The organism is Pedobacter cryoconitis (genome assembly GCF_003259615.1).
In the GTDB taxonomy this organism is placed as follows: Bacteria; Bacteroidota; Bacteroidia; order Sphingobacteriales; family Sphingobacteriaceae; genus Pedobacter; species Pedobacter cryoconitis.
The window spans coordinates 1-15011 of sequence record NZ_QLLR01000038.1; the positions used below are offsets into that span (position 1 = coordinate 1).

A 15011-nucleotide genomic window follows, 5' to 3' on the forward strand; every position below is an offset into this window, starting at 1 on the left:
CGAAGCTTTCAAGAGCAATAAACTGTTGTTTGTTCTTCATAACTAACTTCTTTCAATAATATGTCATCGTTTGATGAACTGTGTTCCACTGGACAGGCAGCAATGCTGACAGTAAAAGAGCAGGGATACAAACAATTACAATATCAATCGAGCAAACGCTGTCAAAAGCGAATAACAAAAGCTGGATAAAGACATTTAGGTGCCTATATCGGTGGTGTCCACCTCTTCCCATTCCGAACAGAGAAGTTAAGCCCACCAGAGCCGATGGTACTGCGGTAACACGTGGGAGAGTAGGTCGGTGCCAAATCTTAAAGAAAGCCTGTAGGAAACTACAGGCTTTTCTTGTTTACAGGCATTTTTATAAGACATTTCTGATTGATACCGCTTGTTTATAAACCTTTTTGATGATGGGTATACCTTTTTAATATGGGTACACCTTTTTGATGAGGCAGCATCACGATGATAAGGCAGCATCATTTAGTTTACAATCTTTTTGACAAAGCAGCATCCCTGCTCAAATCTGTTGATCACCTTCCTGTTGATATACCCTTTTGATTAAGATAAACGGTTATAAACAGTCTGAAATCAATGAAGGGAGAATCCGAAACGAAATCTCCCATTATAAGCCCTGTAAGACACTATCTATATAATTGACTCGTTCATATCACTCAATATGTATTATTCGATCTGAGCGCAGGTAAATATTCTATCCTAACTCTATTTGTCTTCTGATACTTTCTTCCAGTGAGATCAACGTCTCCGTTCGCTGTATACCTGCTACTGCCTGGATCTCTTCATTCAGCACATGACGTAAATGATTGGTATCTCTGCATATGATTTTAGCGAACATGCTATACGCACCAGTTGTATAATGCAGCTCCACAACTTCTTTAATTCTGCTGAGCTGTTCTACCGCATCTTTATATTGAATCCCTTTTTCCAGGTATATACCAAGAAAAGCACAGATGTCGTATCCTGCTTTTTGTGGATCGATGATTAAATGTGAACCTTTTATAATCCCCATTTCCTGCAGTTTTTTCATTCGAACGTGAATTGTTCCTCCCGAAACGATCAAATCTTTAGCTATTTCTGTGTAGGGTTTAGTGGCATCCTGCATCAGTTGCTTTAAAATGTCAATATCGAGGTTATCAATTTCTAAATTTTGGCTTTCTTTTTTGAGCATGATTTCAATTAATTATAATGATGATCTAATATAATTACAATAGTCGTAATAATGAAATTAAATCATTAAAATATTTGCAACGTATGTAGTCTATCATTACATTTGTATCAAGCAAGTAAGAAAAAAACGTTCATTTTAATAATTGCTTATACTCTGTAGGGTGGTGGAACTGGCAGACGCACCTCCTTGTCTCGGTGGTGGAGAATATGGAAAACCTGTAAAGGCTAACCACTCCTTGAAGGTTCGACTCCTTCCCCTACAGCCAAAGAATGATTGTTCTTTATTTAATGTTGGGTGGTGAAATTGGCAGACACACCTTCTTGTCTCGGTGGTGGGGATCATGGGATAAACACAGTTTATGGGTTGACCACAAATTAATTTTTTGAACTGCGGCTAACTTCCCCTTGAAGGTTCGACTCCTTCCCCAACAGCCAGTTTTTTTATTTTAATAAGTTAGTTAATTAGGGTGATCCGGAGGCGGATCACCCTTTTTAGTTTTAAACTTAATCCACTGTGCGTAGTAAATTAACAATTCCAGGGTAGCTTCGTGTTATGAAATAATGATAGAAAAATCGTATTTTCAGAACAATCTAACCGAAAAACAATTTATGAACAACAACGGAAAACTACAGCTTTTCTTAATGGTAATTGGTGTACTCGCTATTACCTCTTGTAAGAAACAAGGAATTCAGGACAATGCTCCTGCAACGAGAAACGAAAGCGCAATGACTAAACAAAATGCTTTGCCGGATTACTCGCTCAATAACTGGATGAGTTTCTTACCAGACACCATGAACATTGCGCAAATCTCCATTCCTGGAACACACGATTCAGGGGCGCGGACTGAACCTATAGCTGGTACTGCAAAATGTCAGACGCTGAGTATAGCAGAACAGTTAAATGCTGGTGTGAGATACCTGGATGTCAGATGCAGACACATTAACAATAGCTTTGCTATTCATCACGGGGCTATCTATCAGAATTTGAACTATAGCGACGTTTTAAAGGCATGTATTGACTTCCTGAATGCAAATCCTTCAGAAACCATTATCATGAGCGTAAAGGAAGAACACACAGCTGCTGACAATACACGTAGCTTTGAGCAGACTTTTGATAGTTACGTTCAGGAAAATGCAGCTAAATGGGATCTGGGTACCGGGATTTCAAAGCTTTCAGCTATCCGTGGTAAAATTAAATTGCTGAGAAGATTTGGTTCAGGAAATGCAAAAGGAATAGATGCTACCCAGTGGGGAGATAATACTACTTTTGATATTAATAATCCGGCTGCCAACCTGAAAGTACAGGATGAATATAAAGTTTCTAACACAGATACCAAGTGGACCAGGGTAAAAACACAATTGGACGCAGCGCATGCTGACAATTCCAACAGGCTGTACTTAAACTATAGCAGCGGTTACAAATCACTTATTTTTGGTATTCCTGATATTAATGCGGTACACAATGCCGTTAACCCAAAGATTGCGGCTTATTTTAATGGCAACATCAGTGGTAGGTATGGCGTAATCCCTATGGATTTTGTTACGTCCGATTTAGCAAGGGGAATTGTAAAGACAAACTTTAGTTCAACCTTATAATGATTCTAAATACTAATAAAAGGCCGCTGTTCATATAAGCAAGCATTAATTTCTTATTTTTGAAGAAAAAACTTGTTATGGGTATTTATGAAATCTTGAAGAGTGCGCACTCTGGATGGCGTTATTTAGTAATCATCTTATTGCTGGTTGCTTTTATTAACGCATTAATGGGATATGTGGGTAAGAAACCATATACCGAAGGGAACCGTAAGTTAAATGTGTTCACTTTGATCAGTGCGCATATTCAACTTGTTTTAGGTTTAGTGATCTATTTTATGCACGATTGGTACAAAGGTGATAGTTCCGTTGCTATACAGCGTTACTGGAAAATGGAACATTTATCCATGATGTTACTTGCAATTGTCTTGATCACAATAGGTAATGCCCGTTCTAAGAAAGGTGCTACTGCATTAGCTAAACACAAAACTATATTTATCTATTTTGGATTGGCGCTTTTACTAATCACAATGGCAATTTTTACAATGGTTAAGCTAGATCCAAGCAGACAGCTGTTCGGAATGTGATAATTATTTTACGATTTAATTTTGGTTTGTAAGATTTATTTCTATTTTTGCTACTCAATGATTAACAATAAACATACTACTTGGCAATGGCGCGGTAATTCTGAAAAGAGTTTCGTCGTAGTCTCGTGTACCTTATAGTTTATCAACCTAAACCAAACCACACATACTAACCCGACGTACAACACGTCGGGTTTTTTTTGTTTTAATAATTTCAGATGGAGAAGATAAAGATCAATACCGTTTTTAAAAAAAGATTAGCAGATACCATTACCCCGGTAAGTATTTATCTGCGGTTGAGGGATGTTTTTCCGAACTCCCTATTACTGGAAAGCTCGGATTACCATAGCCGGGAGAACTCGGTAAGTTACGTTTGTGCAGATCCTGTGGCAGGAATTATGCTGGAAAACGGAAAGCTGTCTTCTTATTTTCCCAACGGAGAAAAGGTAGTAAAAGAAGAATTTGTACTGACTGAGGAAATCGAAGCCTTTAAAGCACGATTTGATCCGCAAGCTGTGGAAGCCCAGGGCCGTATCTCTACAGGAATGTTTGGTTATTTTACCTGGAACACGGTACAGTATTTTGAGGATATTAAATTTACGGCCCAATCTCCAAAAGGAGAAGAGATCCCAATGATGCAATATCATGTTTACCGGTATATTATTGCTATTGATCACTTTAAGAATGAGGTTACGCTCTTTAAAAATAACTTCAATGAAGAAGAAGATGAAGATTTAGAAAAAATCGAATACCTGATTCAGAATAAAAACTTTCCGGAATATAGTTTTGACACGATAGGTGAAGAGCAGTCCAACCTGACGAATGAAGGCTTTATGGACATCGTGGAGAAAATGAAGAAACATATCCTGCGTGGGGATGTATTTCAGATCGTTCCATCCAGAGCTTATAACCAGAAATTCTCGGGTGATGAATTTAATGTTTACCGCTGTTTGCGCTCTATTAACCCTTCCCCTTATCTGTTCTATTTTGATTACGGAAGTTTTAAGCTTTTCGGCTCATCGCCGGAAGCACAGATCACGATTAAAAATGGAGCGGCTAATATCTTTCCAATAGCAGGGACTTTTAAACGGACCGGTAATGATGAAGAAGATGCGGAATTAGCGAGAAAGCTGGAACAAGACCCTAAAGAAAGTGCAGAGCATGTGATGCTGGTAGATTTGGCTAGAAACGATCTGAGCAGACATTGCAGGGGTGTTGAAGTTAAATCGTTTAAAGAAGTTCAGTATTATTCTCATTTAATCCACCTGGTTTCAAAAGTGAGCGGGAATATACAGCCAGATGTTTCAGCTTTTAAAGTAGTTGCCGATACTTATCCGGCAGGTACTTTAAGTGGTGCGCCAAAATATAAGGCGATGCAGCTGATCGATGAATACGAAGGCTTGGCACGTAACTTTTATGCGGGCGCAATTGGGTATATGGATTTTGGCAGTTCATTTAATCATGCCATTATGATCCGTACGTTTATGAGCAAGAATAACCAGTTGCATTATAGGGCTGGTGCTGGTATTGTGGCAGATTCTATCGCCATTAATGAACTGAATGAGGTAAACAATAAGATTGCTGCCTTGCGCAAAGCGGTAGAAATGGCCAAAGGGATTAATAAAATTTAAATTAAAGACATGCGAAAGAAAATATTAGTCATAGATAATTATGACTCCTTTACCTATAATTTAGTGCATTTAATTAATGAATTGGGTAGAGAAGCAGAAGTGTGGAGAAATGATAAGTTTGTTCTGGCTGATGTCGCTCAATTTGATAAGATTTTATTATCTCCTGGTCCTGGTATACCGTCAGAAGCAGGGTTGCTTTTAGAAGTGATCAAAACTTATGCTGCTGAGAAAAGCATTCTGGGGATTTGCCTCGGGCAGCAGGCTATAGCCGAAGCATTTGGCGGTCAGTTGTTAAACTTAGGCAGACCGATGCACGGAATAGCTACTCCTATAAACGTAATTGATAAGGAAGAATTTCTATTCAATGACTGTCCGGATGTGATTAAGGTTGGCCGTTATCATTCGTGGGTAGTGAGCAGAGAGGGTTTTCCTGCTGAACTGACCATAACCGCTACAGATGCGGGTGAGGAGATCATGGCACTCAGACATCAAACTTATGATGTGCGTGGTGTACAGTTCCATCCTGAAAGCGTATTGACAGAATATGGAAAAGAAATGATGAAAAATTGGTTGGATAATTAAAATAGACAGCATGAATATTTTAGATAAAATCGTACTCAGAAAGAAAGAAGAAGTTGAACAGGCAAGAAAGCTGGTTACTATCAAAGAACTGGAACAGGGTGTTTATTTTAACAGAACTCCTTATTCTTTGAAAGAATTCATGCTGAGCCCTGAACGTACAGGGATCATCGCGGAATTTAAACGCCGTTCTCCATCAAAAGGAATTATCAATGACCACTCTACAGTGGTAGAAGTGACTAGTGGGTATGCAGCTGCAGGAGCTTCGGCTATTTCTGTACTGACGGACATCGATTTCTTTGGCGGTCATCCGAATGATTTACTGGAAGCAAGGGCGGCTAACGCTATCCCGCTTTTGCGTAAAGATTTCATGATCGATGAATATCAGATTGTGGAAGCAAAAGGTTTAGGTGCCGATATTATTTTACTGATTGCGGCAATTCTTACCCCTGCACAGATCGATGCTTTCAGCAGGCTGGCCAAAAGTTTAGGTTTGAATGTCCTGCTTGAAGTGCATAACCTGGAAGAATTACAACGCAGTATTAATCCTCATATTGATGCAATAGGCGTGAATAATCGTAATCTGGCAGACTTTTCTGTCAATATTCAGACATCGTTTGATCTGGTGGAGGAAATCCCAAAAGAATTTCTGAAAATATCTGAGAGTGCGATCAGTGATCCACAGACAATTAAGCAGCTGAAAACAGCTGGATTTAACGGTTTTCTGATTGGTGAAAACTTTATGAAGACTTCTGACCCGGGAGCTGCAATGGATCAGTTCGTAGGGGAGTTGATCTCGGTATAACTTTTGTATCTTTGTACTTTACATGGGAAAAGAGAAAACTTATGATACCGCGGTTAAGCAGGAACGGGCAGTCCTGGTAGGTGTGATCAGACCGGGAGAAAAACCGGAAGAAACAAAAGAATATTTAGACGAACTAACATTTTTGGTAGATACAGCAGGTGGAGTAGTGGATAACATCTTCACACAAAAAATGCTGAAGCCCGATAGAGGTACCTTTGTTGGAACGGGAAAATTAGAAGAAATAAGAGCCTACGTGAAGTCGGAGGAAATTGATATGGTCGTTTTTGACGATGAGCTATCTCCTTCGCAATTGCGGAATATAGAGCGTGAACTGGAAGTAAAAGTTTTGGACAGGAGTAATCTTATCCTTGATATTTTTGCCGGAAGAGCGCAAACCTCACAGGCTAAAACTCAGGTTGAATTAGCGCAGCTGCAATATTTATTACCACGTTTAACACGTTTATGGACTCACTTAGAGCGCCAGAAGGGTGGTATTGGTATGCGCGGACCAGGTGAAACTCAGATTGAGAGTGACAGAAGGATGATCCTGGAGAAAATCTCCCTGTTAAAAGGAAGATTGAGACTGATCGATAAACAGAATGAAACACAGCGGAAAAACCGTACTGAATTAATCAGGGTCGCTTTAGTAGGCTATACCAACGTAGGTAAGTCTACAATCATGAACATGATTTCAAAATCAGAAGTGTTTGCAGAGAACAAGTTGTTTGCAACTTTAGATACTACGGTAAGAAAAGTTGTGATTGACAATCTGCCCTTCTTATTGTCAGATACGGTTGGATTTATCCGTAAACTGCCCCATCACCTGGTGGAATGTTTTAAATCAACATTGGATGAAGTCAGAGAAGCTGATATATTAATTCACGTGGTAGATGTGTCTCATACGAGTTTTGAGGATCAGATCAGAGTGGTGAATGAAACGCTGAAAGATCTGGGCGCAAGGGATAAAGAAACGATCGTAGTCTTCAATAAAATTGATGCTTACGTGAATCCTGAAGCCGACGAAATGAACGAGGATGAGAAGGTGACTTTAACACTGGAAGACTTCAAAAGGAGCTGGATGGCACAGCACAATACGCCGTCGCTATTTATCTCAGCCCTGCATAAGGAGAACCTGGAAGAATTTAAACAACTTTTATACGATAAGGTTGTTGCCCTTCATACGGTTAGGTATCCTTATGACAAATTATTATACTAAATAAAAAGATTACAAGAATCATGGAAAGTAAACGTCAACAGAAATTTGCTGGTGTACTGCAAGAGGAATTAGCGACAATATTTCAAAGAGAAGGGGCAGAGTACTTACCCAATACATTAGTTACGATTACAAAAGTCCGCGTGTCTCCGGATTTAGCGGTAGCCAAGGTTTACCTGAGCTTTTTAAGCACAAATAATACAGGACTATCAATTGCAACCGTAAATTCTCATGCCGGGGAAATCAGGTATAAACTGGGTGCGCGTATCCGTCATCAGGCGAGAGTTGTACCAAGTTTGACTTTCTTTCTGGATGATACCAATACCTATGTAGAGCATATGGATAAGATCTTCGATAAGATCTCTAAAGAACGTAAAGAACAAGGTGGCGAAGAAGAAGAAACTACAGCAGATTAAATGCTGATGGAGTCTCTGGAGAAACTTGAAGGGTGGTTAGCAAACCCTGAAAATCAGATCAGCAGTGTGGTAGATTTCAACCCTTCTGCTGATCGGTTATACCCTTTTGATTTTACAGCGGCCAATGTGGAACTTACTGACGAAATCCTTGCAGATACGTCGGTTTTTTCTTCGTGGGTAACAAAAAAACTCGATGATACCCATTCCCGTTATGGTATTGGGGGGTACAATGAGCACAGGACTATCTATGCCAGAAGCATTCATTTCGATACGCCTGAAGAAGAGCCCCGGAGATTACATTTGGGGGTAGATATATGGGGTCCCGCAGAAACCCCCGTGTATAATTTCTTTGATGCACAGGTGCACAGTTTCAAAAATAATGATCATTTCGGTGATTATGGGGCAACGATCATCCTGAAATATCAGTTGGATGACCTGACTTTATATGCGCTTTACGGACATTTGAGCCTGAAATCATTAGAAGGACTTCAAGAAGGTCAGTTTATTTCTGGCGGAACTTTATTCGCTTCTTTTGGGGTTCCTGCGGAAAATGGAAACTGGCCTTCGCATCTTCACTTTCAGCTGATGTTTGATTTACAGGGCAAGCAAGGAGATTATCCCGGAGTTTGTCAGTTCTCAAACCGGGCTGTTTACTTAAAGAATTGCCCCGATCCGGGACTGATCCTTAAACACACCTTTACTATTCCTGCCGGATAATTTCGTAAATTAGGGAATGAAGAAGATTCTTACTGTATTCCTGTTTTTCATTAGTTGGTCTGTCCAGGCGCAACCTGTACTTAAAGGCGGTCTGGATGCTTTCATTCAGGCAAATATCATTTATCCGGAATTTTCTTTACAGCATTGTCTGCAGGGAAAGATTAATGTGAGTTTTAAGGTTAACCTGGCGGGAGAAGTTTATACTTCAAAGGTGAGCAGTGGAATGGGAATTGATCTTGATCAGGAAGCTTTACGGTTAATCAGGCTGAGCAGCGGAAAATGGCAGGTGCCTGAGGGTTATGATACTGCTTATGTGGTTATTGCTCCGGTCAACTTTACTATTGCCGGCGGGGATTGCGCAACGAAAAGGATTACCGAAAAGAATAAAGCTATCGCAGCTTATCAGGCGAACGAAGGCCTGACTGAGGTCATTACTAACTTTTACCGGAATAAAGCCCTTGGGACGTTTAATGAGGCTGATGAAGGCAGAATAATCGCACTGAAAGATGAATTGGGTTATGATGATGCTTATCTGAAGAAAAAAATAGAAGAAGGGCAAAAGAGATTAAAACAAAATGATAAACAAGGAGCCTGTGAAGACTTCCTGTTTGTCAAATATATGGGTTCAGCGCTGGCTGATGAACTACTGGAAAAATATTGTAAGTAAATGCGTCATTTATTCAAGTTATTCGCGTTGCTGGATCTGATCAGCATCGTTTCTTTGAGTCCTCAAATCTGGACTGTACTGGTTAATTATCAGGAGATCCCACAGGAAAGGTTTGCTATAGGGAGGGTTGTTTTTACGCTCTTGATCCTCTGTTCTCTATTCATTTCTGCAGCAGGCTTGTTTCAGTTTAAGAAATACGGAATTATAACTTATTATATTCAATTCCCTTTCCGGCTGGCACTATGGGTATTTTCTATAGGATTTATTACTTTTTTACCTGAATTGCTGCATCAGGGCGGGCAATGGTTTGGCATTTTATTCCGGGTTTGTATTATTGCAGAGTTTTTCAGAGGATATTATACCCTGCAGGCACACCGTAAGTATTTTAGATAATAAGGTCTAAGCAAGATCCTGTGCTTTTTAGCCCGGAACTTGCTTGAAAACGACTGTTATAGCTGCAGGCAATAGTTTTGCTTCTATAGTATTGACTTTACCTATATATTCTCCGTCTACCTGAAAATGGGCACTATGTTTAGTATGAATACGCAAACCTTTCGTCTGAAATGACTCAATCTTTTCCGGGTTAAAAGGTAAATCGGTAAACCGTATTTTAATGATTTCCATTAAGGAGTATTTTTTGACCAGGATAACCTCAAAAACATCGTCATCCAGTTTTCCGTCCGGATTAATTTTCACACCCGTACCATACATAGTTGCATTGGCAATAACCACCATTGCAGCCTCTGAACGAATTGTTTCTTCCCCGATCTGAAATTCTACTTCCATTTTATGATGACTCCACAATGCTTTCCATAAAGCTTTGGTATATCCCCACATTCCCCTTTGCGGGAGGTCATCAAACTTTTTAACGATATAAGCATTAAAACCGATGTCTGATAAATGGATACAAAGTTCTCCATTGACGACCACGGCATGAATTTCTTTAGTTTCCCCATGAATGGCTAAATCCAGTGCTTCATTGATGTCTAAGGGCACTCCTAATTCTTTGGCCATACCATTTGCCGAACCCGCAGGAATAATTCCTATCGGAGTTTTTGTCCCTTTTAACAGTTCGCAGACCAGTTTCAAAGTTCCGTCTCCGCCCACCGCAATTACACGGGTAGCTTTGGCCTGGTCAATAGCTGCTTTGAGCTGGTCATTACTGCAGTCTTTAGTCAGTTCATAGATTTCAAACTTATGCTCGAGCGCTTTAAAAAAGTCTGCGATCACCGTTTTGAAATCTGTATCATCACTTCCCGAGCCTGGGTTGACAATAAATAGTAGTTTCATAGCGGTAAATTAATATATAGTAATATTCAATAGCACAAACTACTCTGCGTCTGCTCTGTTTGATTTATAATGAATAATTCTGTTACTGTAAAAATATATCACGGCTATGGTCATACACACAATCTTGTGGTGTACGGGCATGTCTTTAAATTTAAGGCGAGGAACACGCAGAACTACAGCAATAATTTCTTTGTAAATATCATCTACCTGATCAGGATGTTTATTTTAAAGCCCTATCCGTGGGTTAAAGTAAGACTTAGCTTTTATACACAAACGGTAACTCAAACGACTGAGTACGACGGTTTTTTCAAGTTTGAATGGAGTGCGGAAGAAAATGTAAGTGCGGGCTGGCACCAGGTAAAGGTAGAAGCATTAGGTGATGATGGGGAGGTATTGGCAGAGAGTGTGGGTGATGTTTATGTGCCTCACGTTACGCAGTATGCGTTTATATCTGATATTGACGATACAATTATGATTTCCCATTCTGCGACAATAGGCCGGAGATTGAGAGAGCTTTTTATTAAAAATCCACATACCAGGAAAACTTTCCCGGGTGTGAGTTCTCAATATAATTTACTGGCATTATCACATACTGATGCTGAACATCCCAATCCCTTTTTCTACGTTTCCAGCAGTGAATGGAATTTGTATGACTATTTAGTCAGCACTTTCAGGTTCAATAATTTGCCGGAAGGGACTTTCCTGCTGAACCAGATTAAACGGTGGAAGGATTTGTTGAAAACAGGAAAAACAGGGCATGAAGGTAAATTAATACGGGTCATGAGAATTATAGATGCGTTTCCGAATCAGAAGTTTATACTCTTCGGGGATAATTCTCAGCAAGATCCTGAGATTTATTCGTCAATTGCTATAAAGTATCCAAACCATATAGAAGCTATCTATATCAGGAACATCAGGAAAGAGAAACAAGCTATGACCCTTGAGGTGCTTGAAAAAGTAGCAGCGCAGCATATCCATACCTGCCTTTTTACTGAGAGTAAGGAAGCGATGTTACATGCTGCTCAAATCGGGCTGATTAAGGTTTAAATAAATCCGAGCGTGTTAAATCGCTTGTTCAGTACCTGCGAGTTGTTGACATCCAGCCATTTGTCCAGGATAGTGCCATATACTTCCCTGAAGTCTACCTGGTATTTTAAATCTCCATTGTCCAGGTTTGCTAAATCAGGTGCAGCATTATAGATGCCTTGCTTTTTCAATCTGCCGCCGAATAAAAACATGTTATTCGCTGTACCATGATCAGTCCCGTTGCTTGCATTTTGAGCAACGCGTCTCCCAAATTCAGAAAAGGTAATCACCAGTGTATCTTCCAGTTTATTATTCTGATGCAGATCTTTTACAAAAGCATTCATCCCTTCCGCATATTGCTGTAGTAACCTGCCTTGCTGATTAAGCTGGTTAACATGGGTGTCAAATCCGCTTAAAGAAACGTAGTAAACCCTGGTTTTTAAGCCAGAACAGATGAATTTAGAGACGGTTTTCAGCTGATTGGCGAAGGCCGAATTCGGATAGGTATAATTGGGTTTATAAATTTTAGAGGTATTCTGGATATAATTAGCGGAGGAAGAAGTTTCGATCATCGTTTTATACAGATAGCCTAAGTTTTCTTCATCCAGATGATCCTTGTCGCTTTGAATCATTTCCCTGAAAAAAGGTTCATTTGTATTGCGGAACAGCGCAGCCGGATCTTTCAGTGCAATTCCTTTTTTACTGAGCCCTTTCATCGCCAGAGAGAGGCTGTCGTCAACTTCAATAGCAGTATAGGGGAATTTGCAGGTTTGACAATTAGAGTCCAGGTAACGGCCTATCCAGCCGGTAGAAAGGTATTGATTGGCATCACTCGCAGTTTGCCAGATGTCCATAGAGCGGAAATGTGACCGGTCAGGATTGGGATAGCCGACATCATTAATAATTGACATCCAGCCCTGGTCATAAAGTTCTTTTAAACAGCTTAGGTTGGGGTTTAATCCCTGCATATCATTTAATTTGATAACGTCATCCGGTTTAATGGCTATCCCATTTCTCATTTGATAATAAATATCATTTCCGAAAGGCACTACCGTATTTAAGCCATCATTGCCTCCGGATAGCTGCACAACGACCAGGTTTTTGTATAAACTCAGTTCATCTAATGCTAAGGCCTCAAATGGTTTCATGAAAGCCGGAACAACCATTGTACCTGCTGCTGCAAAAGCTGCCTTTCTTAAAAAATCTCTTCTTTCCATGTTATTCAGGTTAGCATAATTGATACTCAGGCATACTGGTTACCGCAATGACGGTGTTTTTTAGATTGACATTACTGGAAACCAGTTCACTGATCTTTTTTCCTACTGTGGGTTCCAATAAGAAAGCAGCCATTTCTGTTTGCTTCATATCCTTTGGAAAACAGGATAGAAATTTAGGCCAGTCTGCCTGCGCATTGACATAAGACTTTACGGGTCTTGGTTTTTGTTTTTTATTCAGGGCAATTACAGCTTCTTCTTCTGGATCTGCCTTCCCGTCAAAATCAAGAATTCCATCATTTAAAACCAGTGAAGGTATCTTTAGCCGAAGCATTAAAGAGGAACTGTCTATCCAGTTTTTACCTCCGGGCCATCCCGCCACATTAGGGGGATTGAAGAGGTATTGACCCAGGCTGCTCTGTAATTGAATTAAGATCTGCGGTTTATTATAGGTCACATAAAATTCTCTGCTCAAATTGACCAGAAACTCTACCGGCGATTTTATTTTATTGCCCATATTTTCTTTGCTATAAAACCAGTCTGCATTAAATAATTGTTTCATCAATGCAGTGATGTCATATTGCTGGGCATAGAAATGGGTAGCCAGTTCTTTTACATGTGTTTCATTGGGGGTGTCGTTAACAAAAAAAGTATAAAGTTTACGACAGATGAAAACCGAAGTTTCTGGTTTGGCAAGTATTTGATCAATGATCGCTTCTCCATCAAAATTTCCCGTCTTTCCGAAAAATGTTTTTTGCAGTGCATCGTGTGTCTTCGGATTGAATTCGAATTCTCCGGTTTTGTTATAGGCCCATCCGGTAAACGAGCGGGCAGCTTCTTTGATGTCAGTTTCTGTGTAATTTCCTCTGCCCAAGGTAAATAACTCCATTAATTCTCTGGAGAAATTTTCATTGGGATGCCCCTTTTTGTTCTGCTGATTATTCAGATAATCGAGCATGGCCGGAGATTTGGAAACCTCCATGAGCAGGGTTTTAAAGCTGCCTAAAGCATTGTTCCGCTGTATGTTATTGAGTTGTTGTGCATAGAATGGGTTATTAGCCCTGCAGGCAAAATGGCCATGCCAAAACAAGGTCATCTTCTCTAAAAGTGGGTTTGGTGTGGAGATCATCCTTTGTACCCAGTTCAGATTCAGGTCGCGGCTTTTTTCATTCCTTCCTTTGGTAATATCTTCGCGCTGTTGTTTCTCTTCCGGGGTTAGTTCTTTTTTGCCATTTAAGCTGGAAAGCAGCAACTGTTGCTGTTTAAATTCATCAGGCTTAACCGTGGTCAGGTCAGTTCCAGGAGCCGGACTAACAAACAAACCGTTTACTGCCTTATTTAATTTTCTTTTGCTTAGCTGTAGCAAATCGGGGTAAGCTATCCCGAAACCGGCTCTGTTGTAAAGGTGCTTGATGTTAGAGAAATTGTCTTTTCTATCCATGGTATCAGGCTATTTTCTGTGGGTTATGACAGTTATAAAACGTTTAGGTTTAAAATTTTATATTTTTGTCTCTATGATATTTCAGTTACCTGAAGAAGAATTGGTCTTTCCTGATCCCTGCTTAGCAGAGGAAGATGGATTGCTGGCTATTGGAGGAGATTTAAGCAAAGACAGACTGGTGCTGGCTTACCAGAATGGCATCTTTCCGTGGTTTAGCGAAGGAGATCCGATCTGCTGGTTTGCTCCGCCTGAGCGCTGTGTAATCCTGCCTGAAAAAGTCAAGGTGAGTAAAAGTATGCGAAAGGTAATTGCAGATGGTATTTTTACGGTGACGATGGACCGGGTTTTTGCCGATGTGATTCTTTGCTGTGCAAAATCACCAAGAAAAGATCAGGATGGTACCTGGATTACCAATGCGATGCAGCAGGCTTATATCAATTTACACCAGTATGGCTGGGCGCACAGTGTGGAAGTCTGGTATGAGGGGGAGCTGGCCGGAGGCTTATATGGGGTAACTGTAAATGGTGTATTTATTGGAGAAAGCATGTTCAGCTTAAAAAGCAACGCTTCTAAAACTGCCCTGATCTGGCTTTGTCAGCAAGGGAATTACAGACTGATTGATTGCCAGGTGCCCAATGATCATTTGATGAGTTTAGGCGCTGAAATGATTACCCGGGAAGCTTATACAGAAATTTTACACGCAGATCTTTAGT

The 15011-nt window shown here is 40.2% G+C and carries 16 protein-coding genes, 2 tRNA genes and 1 rRNA gene; 15 read left to right on the forward strand and 4 right to left on the reverse strand.

The genetic code is table 11. The annotated features are described in order from the left end of the window. Nucleotides 1–195: 195 nt before the first annotated feature. Nucleotides 196–307 (forward strand): 5S ribosomal RNA (gene rrf / locus LY11_RS23695). A 399-nt stretch (nucleotides 308–706) separates the two neighbouring features. Here rrf and LY11_RS23700 read toward each other — a convergent pair. Beyond that, nucleotides 707–1183: an Lrp/AsnC ligand binding domain-containing protein gene (locus LY11_RS23700; protein ID WP_041883359.1), complete on the reverse strand. Its 477-nt coding sequence runs from the start codon at nucleotides 1181–1183 to the stop codon at nucleotides 707–709. Nucleotides 1184–1337: 154 nt separating this feature from the next. On the opposite strand from LY11_RS23700, the gene LY11_RS26795 reads away from it, so the two are divergent. From LY11_RS26795 to LY11_RS23750, 12 genes are all read left to right on the forward strand, one after another. Further along, nucleotides 1338–1448 (forward strand) — tRNA-Asp (locus LY11_RS26795). A 23-nt stretch (nucleotides 1449–1471) separates the two neighbouring features. Further along, a tRNA-Asp gene (locus LY11_RS26800) sits at nucleotides 1472–1617 on the forward strand. Between the two features lie 174 nt (nucleotides 1618–1791). Then, entirely contained in the window at nucleotides 1792–2778 is a 987-nt protein-coding gene (locus LY11_RS23705) for a phosphatidylinositol-specific phospholipase C (protein ID WP_111636092.1), read from the forward strand. Nucleotides 2779–2837: 59 nt separating this feature from the next. Further along, complete coding sequence (locus tag LY11_RS23710; protein ID WP_317048014.1) at nucleotides 2838–3302, forward strand: cytochrome B; 465 nt, start codon at nucleotides 2838–2840, stop codon at nucleotides 3300–3302. 215 nt (nucleotides 3303–3517) lie between these two features. Continuing rightward, nucleotides 3518–4930 carry an anthranilate synthase component I family protein gene (locus LY11_RS23715; protein ID WP_111636093.1) on the forward strand — a complete coding sequence of 471 codons (1413 nt, stop codon included), beginning with the start codon at nucleotides 3518–3520 and terminating at the stop codon, nucleotides 4928–4930. Nucleotides 4931–4939: 9 nt separating this feature from the next. Further along, nucleotides 4940–5512, forward strand: coding sequence for an anthranilate synthase component II (locus LY11_RS23720; protein WP_111636094.1), 573 nt, complete (start codon nucleotides 4940–4942; stop codon nucleotides 5510–5512). Between the two features lie 10 nt (nucleotides 5513–5522). Then, the gene (gene trpC / locus LY11_RS23725; RefSeq protein ID WP_111636095.1) at nucleotides 5523–6314 is read left to right on the forward strand and encodes an indole-3-glycerol phosphate synthase TrpC; all 792 of its coding nucleotides are present in this window, start codon (nucleotides 5523–5525) and stop codon (nucleotides 6312–6314) included. Nucleotides 6315–6336: 22 nt separating this feature from the next. Beyond that, on the forward strand, nucleotides 6337–7530 hold the full coding sequence (gene hflX, locus LY11_RS23730) for a GTPase HflX (protein ID WP_111636096.1): 1194 nt from the start codon (nucleotides 6337–6339) through the stop codon (nucleotides 7528–7530). 20 nt (nucleotides 7531–7550) lie between these two features. Further along, nucleotides 7551–7943 (forward strand): 30S ribosome-binding factor RbfA, encoded by a 393-nt coding sequence (rbfA, locus tag LY11_RS23735; protein ID WP_111636097.1) that lies wholly within the window; start codon nucleotides 7551–7553, stop codon nucleotides 7941–7943. Beyond that, entirely contained in the window at nucleotides 7944–8660 is a 717-nt protein-coding gene (locus tag LY11_RS23740) for a peptidoglycan DD-metalloendopeptidase family protein (protein ID WP_245952876.1), read from the forward strand. It abuts the gene before it with no gap. A gap of 16 nt (nucleotides 8661–8676) precedes the next feature. Beyond that, nucleotides 8677–9327, forward strand: a complete 651-nt coding sequence (locus LY11_RS23745; protein WP_111636099.1) for an energy transducer TonB family protein — start codon at nucleotides 8677–8679, stop codon at nucleotides 9325–9327. Beyond that, nucleotides 9328–9720 (forward strand): hypothetical protein, encoded by a 393-nt coding sequence (locus LY11_RS23750; protein WP_111636100.1) that lies wholly within the window; start codon nucleotides 9328–9330, stop codon nucleotides 9718–9720. It begins immediately after the preceding gene. 27 nt (nucleotides 9721–9747) lie between these two features. Here the strand turns inward: LY11_RS23750 and LY11_RS23755 are convergent, their stop codons facing one another. Continuing rightward, nucleotides 9748–10617, reverse strand: coding sequence for a diacylglycerol/lipid kinase family protein (locus tag LY11_RS23755; RefSeq protein WP_111636101.1), 870 nt, complete (start codon nucleotides 10615–10617; stop codon nucleotides 9748–9750). Nucleotides 10618–10686: 69 nt separating this feature from the next. Between LY11_RS23755 and LY11_RS23760 the strand changes: the two genes are divergently transcribed. Then, nucleotides 10687–11664 carry an App1 family protein gene (locus tag LY11_RS23760; protein ID WP_111636102.1) on the forward strand — a complete coding sequence of 326 codons (978 nt, stop codon included), beginning with the start codon at nucleotides 10687–10689 and terminating at the stop codon, nucleotides 11662–11664. Here the strand turns inward: LY11_RS23760 and LY11_RS23765 are convergent. Beyond that, nucleotides 11661–12860 (reverse strand): DUF1501 domain-containing protein, encoded by a 1200-nt coding sequence (locus LY11_RS23765; RefSeq protein WP_111636103.1) that lies wholly within the window; start codon nucleotides 12858–12860, stop codon nucleotides 11661–11663. The genes LY11_RS23760 and LY11_RS23765 overlap by 4 nt on opposite strands. A gap of 10 nt (nucleotides 12861–12870) precedes the next feature. Next, nucleotides 12871–14298 carry a DUF1800 domain-containing protein gene (locus tag LY11_RS23770; RefSeq protein ID WP_111636104.1) on the reverse strand — a complete coding sequence of 476 codons (1428 nt, stop codon included), beginning with the start codon at nucleotides 14296–14298 and terminating at the stop codon, nucleotides 12871–12873. Between the two features lie 73 nt (nucleotides 14299–14371). Between LY11_RS23770 and aat the strand changes: the two genes are divergently transcribed. Further along, on the forward strand, nucleotides 14372–15010 hold the full coding sequence (gene aat, locus LY11_RS23775; protein ID WP_111636129.1) for a leucyl/phenylalanyl-tRNA--protein transferase: 639 nt from the start codon (nucleotides 14372–14374) through the stop codon (nucleotides 15008–15010). The last annotated feature ends 1 nt before the right edge of the window (nucleotide 15011 follow it).

Bases quoted from the DNA above. Each gene is read 5' to 3' on its own strand.
- LY11_RS23700 (WP_041883359.1), bottom strand. From the start codon at position 1,183: ATGCTCAAAAAAGAAAGCCAAAATTTAGAAATTGATAACCTCGATATT.
- LY11_RS23705 (WP_111636092.1), top strand. From the start codon at position 1,792: ATGAACAACAACGGAAAACTACAGCTTTTCTTAATGGTAATTGGTGTA.
- LY11_RS23715 (WP_111636093.1), top strand. From the start codon at position 3,518: ATGGAGAAGATAAAGATCAATACCGTTTTTAAAAAAAGATTAGCAGAT.
- LY11_RS23720 (WP_111636094.1), top strand. From the start codon at position 4,940: ATGCGAAAGAAAATATTAGTCATAGATAATTATGACTCCTTTACCTAT.
- trpC (WP_111636095.1), top strand. From the start codon at position 5,523: ATGAATATTTTAGATAAAATCGTACTCAGAAAGAAAGAAGAAGTTGAA.
- hflX (WP_111636096.1), top strand. From the start codon at position 6,337: ATGGGAAAAGAGAAAACTTATGATACCGCGGTTAAGCAGGAACGGGCA.
- rbfA (WP_111636097.1), top strand. From the start codon at position 7,551: ATGGAAAGTAAACGTCAACAGAAATTTGCTGGTGTACTGCAAGAGGAA.
- LY11_RS23740 (WP_245952876.1), top strand. From the start codon at position 7,944: ATGCTGATGGAGTCTCTGGAGAAACTTGAAGGGTGGTTAGCAAACCCT.
- LY11_RS23745 (WP_111636099.1), top strand. From the start codon at position 8,677: ATGAAGAAGATTCTTACTGTATTCCTGTTTTTCATTAGTTGGTCTGTC.
- LY11_RS23750 (WP_111636100.1), top strand. From the start codon at position 9,328: ATGCGTCATTTATTCAAGTTATTCGCGTTGCTGGATCTGATCAGCATC.
- LY11_RS23755 (WP_111636101.1), bottom strand. From the start codon at position 10,617: ATGAAACTACTATTTATTGTCAACCCAGGCTCGGGAAGTGATGATACA.
- LY11_RS23760 (WP_111636102.1), top strand. From the start codon at position 10,687: ATGAATAATTCTGTTACTGTAAAAATATATCACGGCTATGGTCATACA.
- LY11_RS23765 (WP_111636103.1), bottom strand. From the start codon at position 12,860: ATGGAAAGAAGAGATTTTTTAAGAAAGGCAGCTTTTGCAGCAGCAGGT.
- LY11_RS23770 (WP_111636104.1), bottom strand. From the start codon at position 14,298: ATGGATAGAAAAGACAATTTCTCTAACATCAAGCACCTTTACAACAGA.
- aat (WP_111636129.1), top strand. From the start codon at position 14,372: ATGATATTTCAGTTACCTGAAGAAGAATTGGTCTTTCCTGATCCCTGC.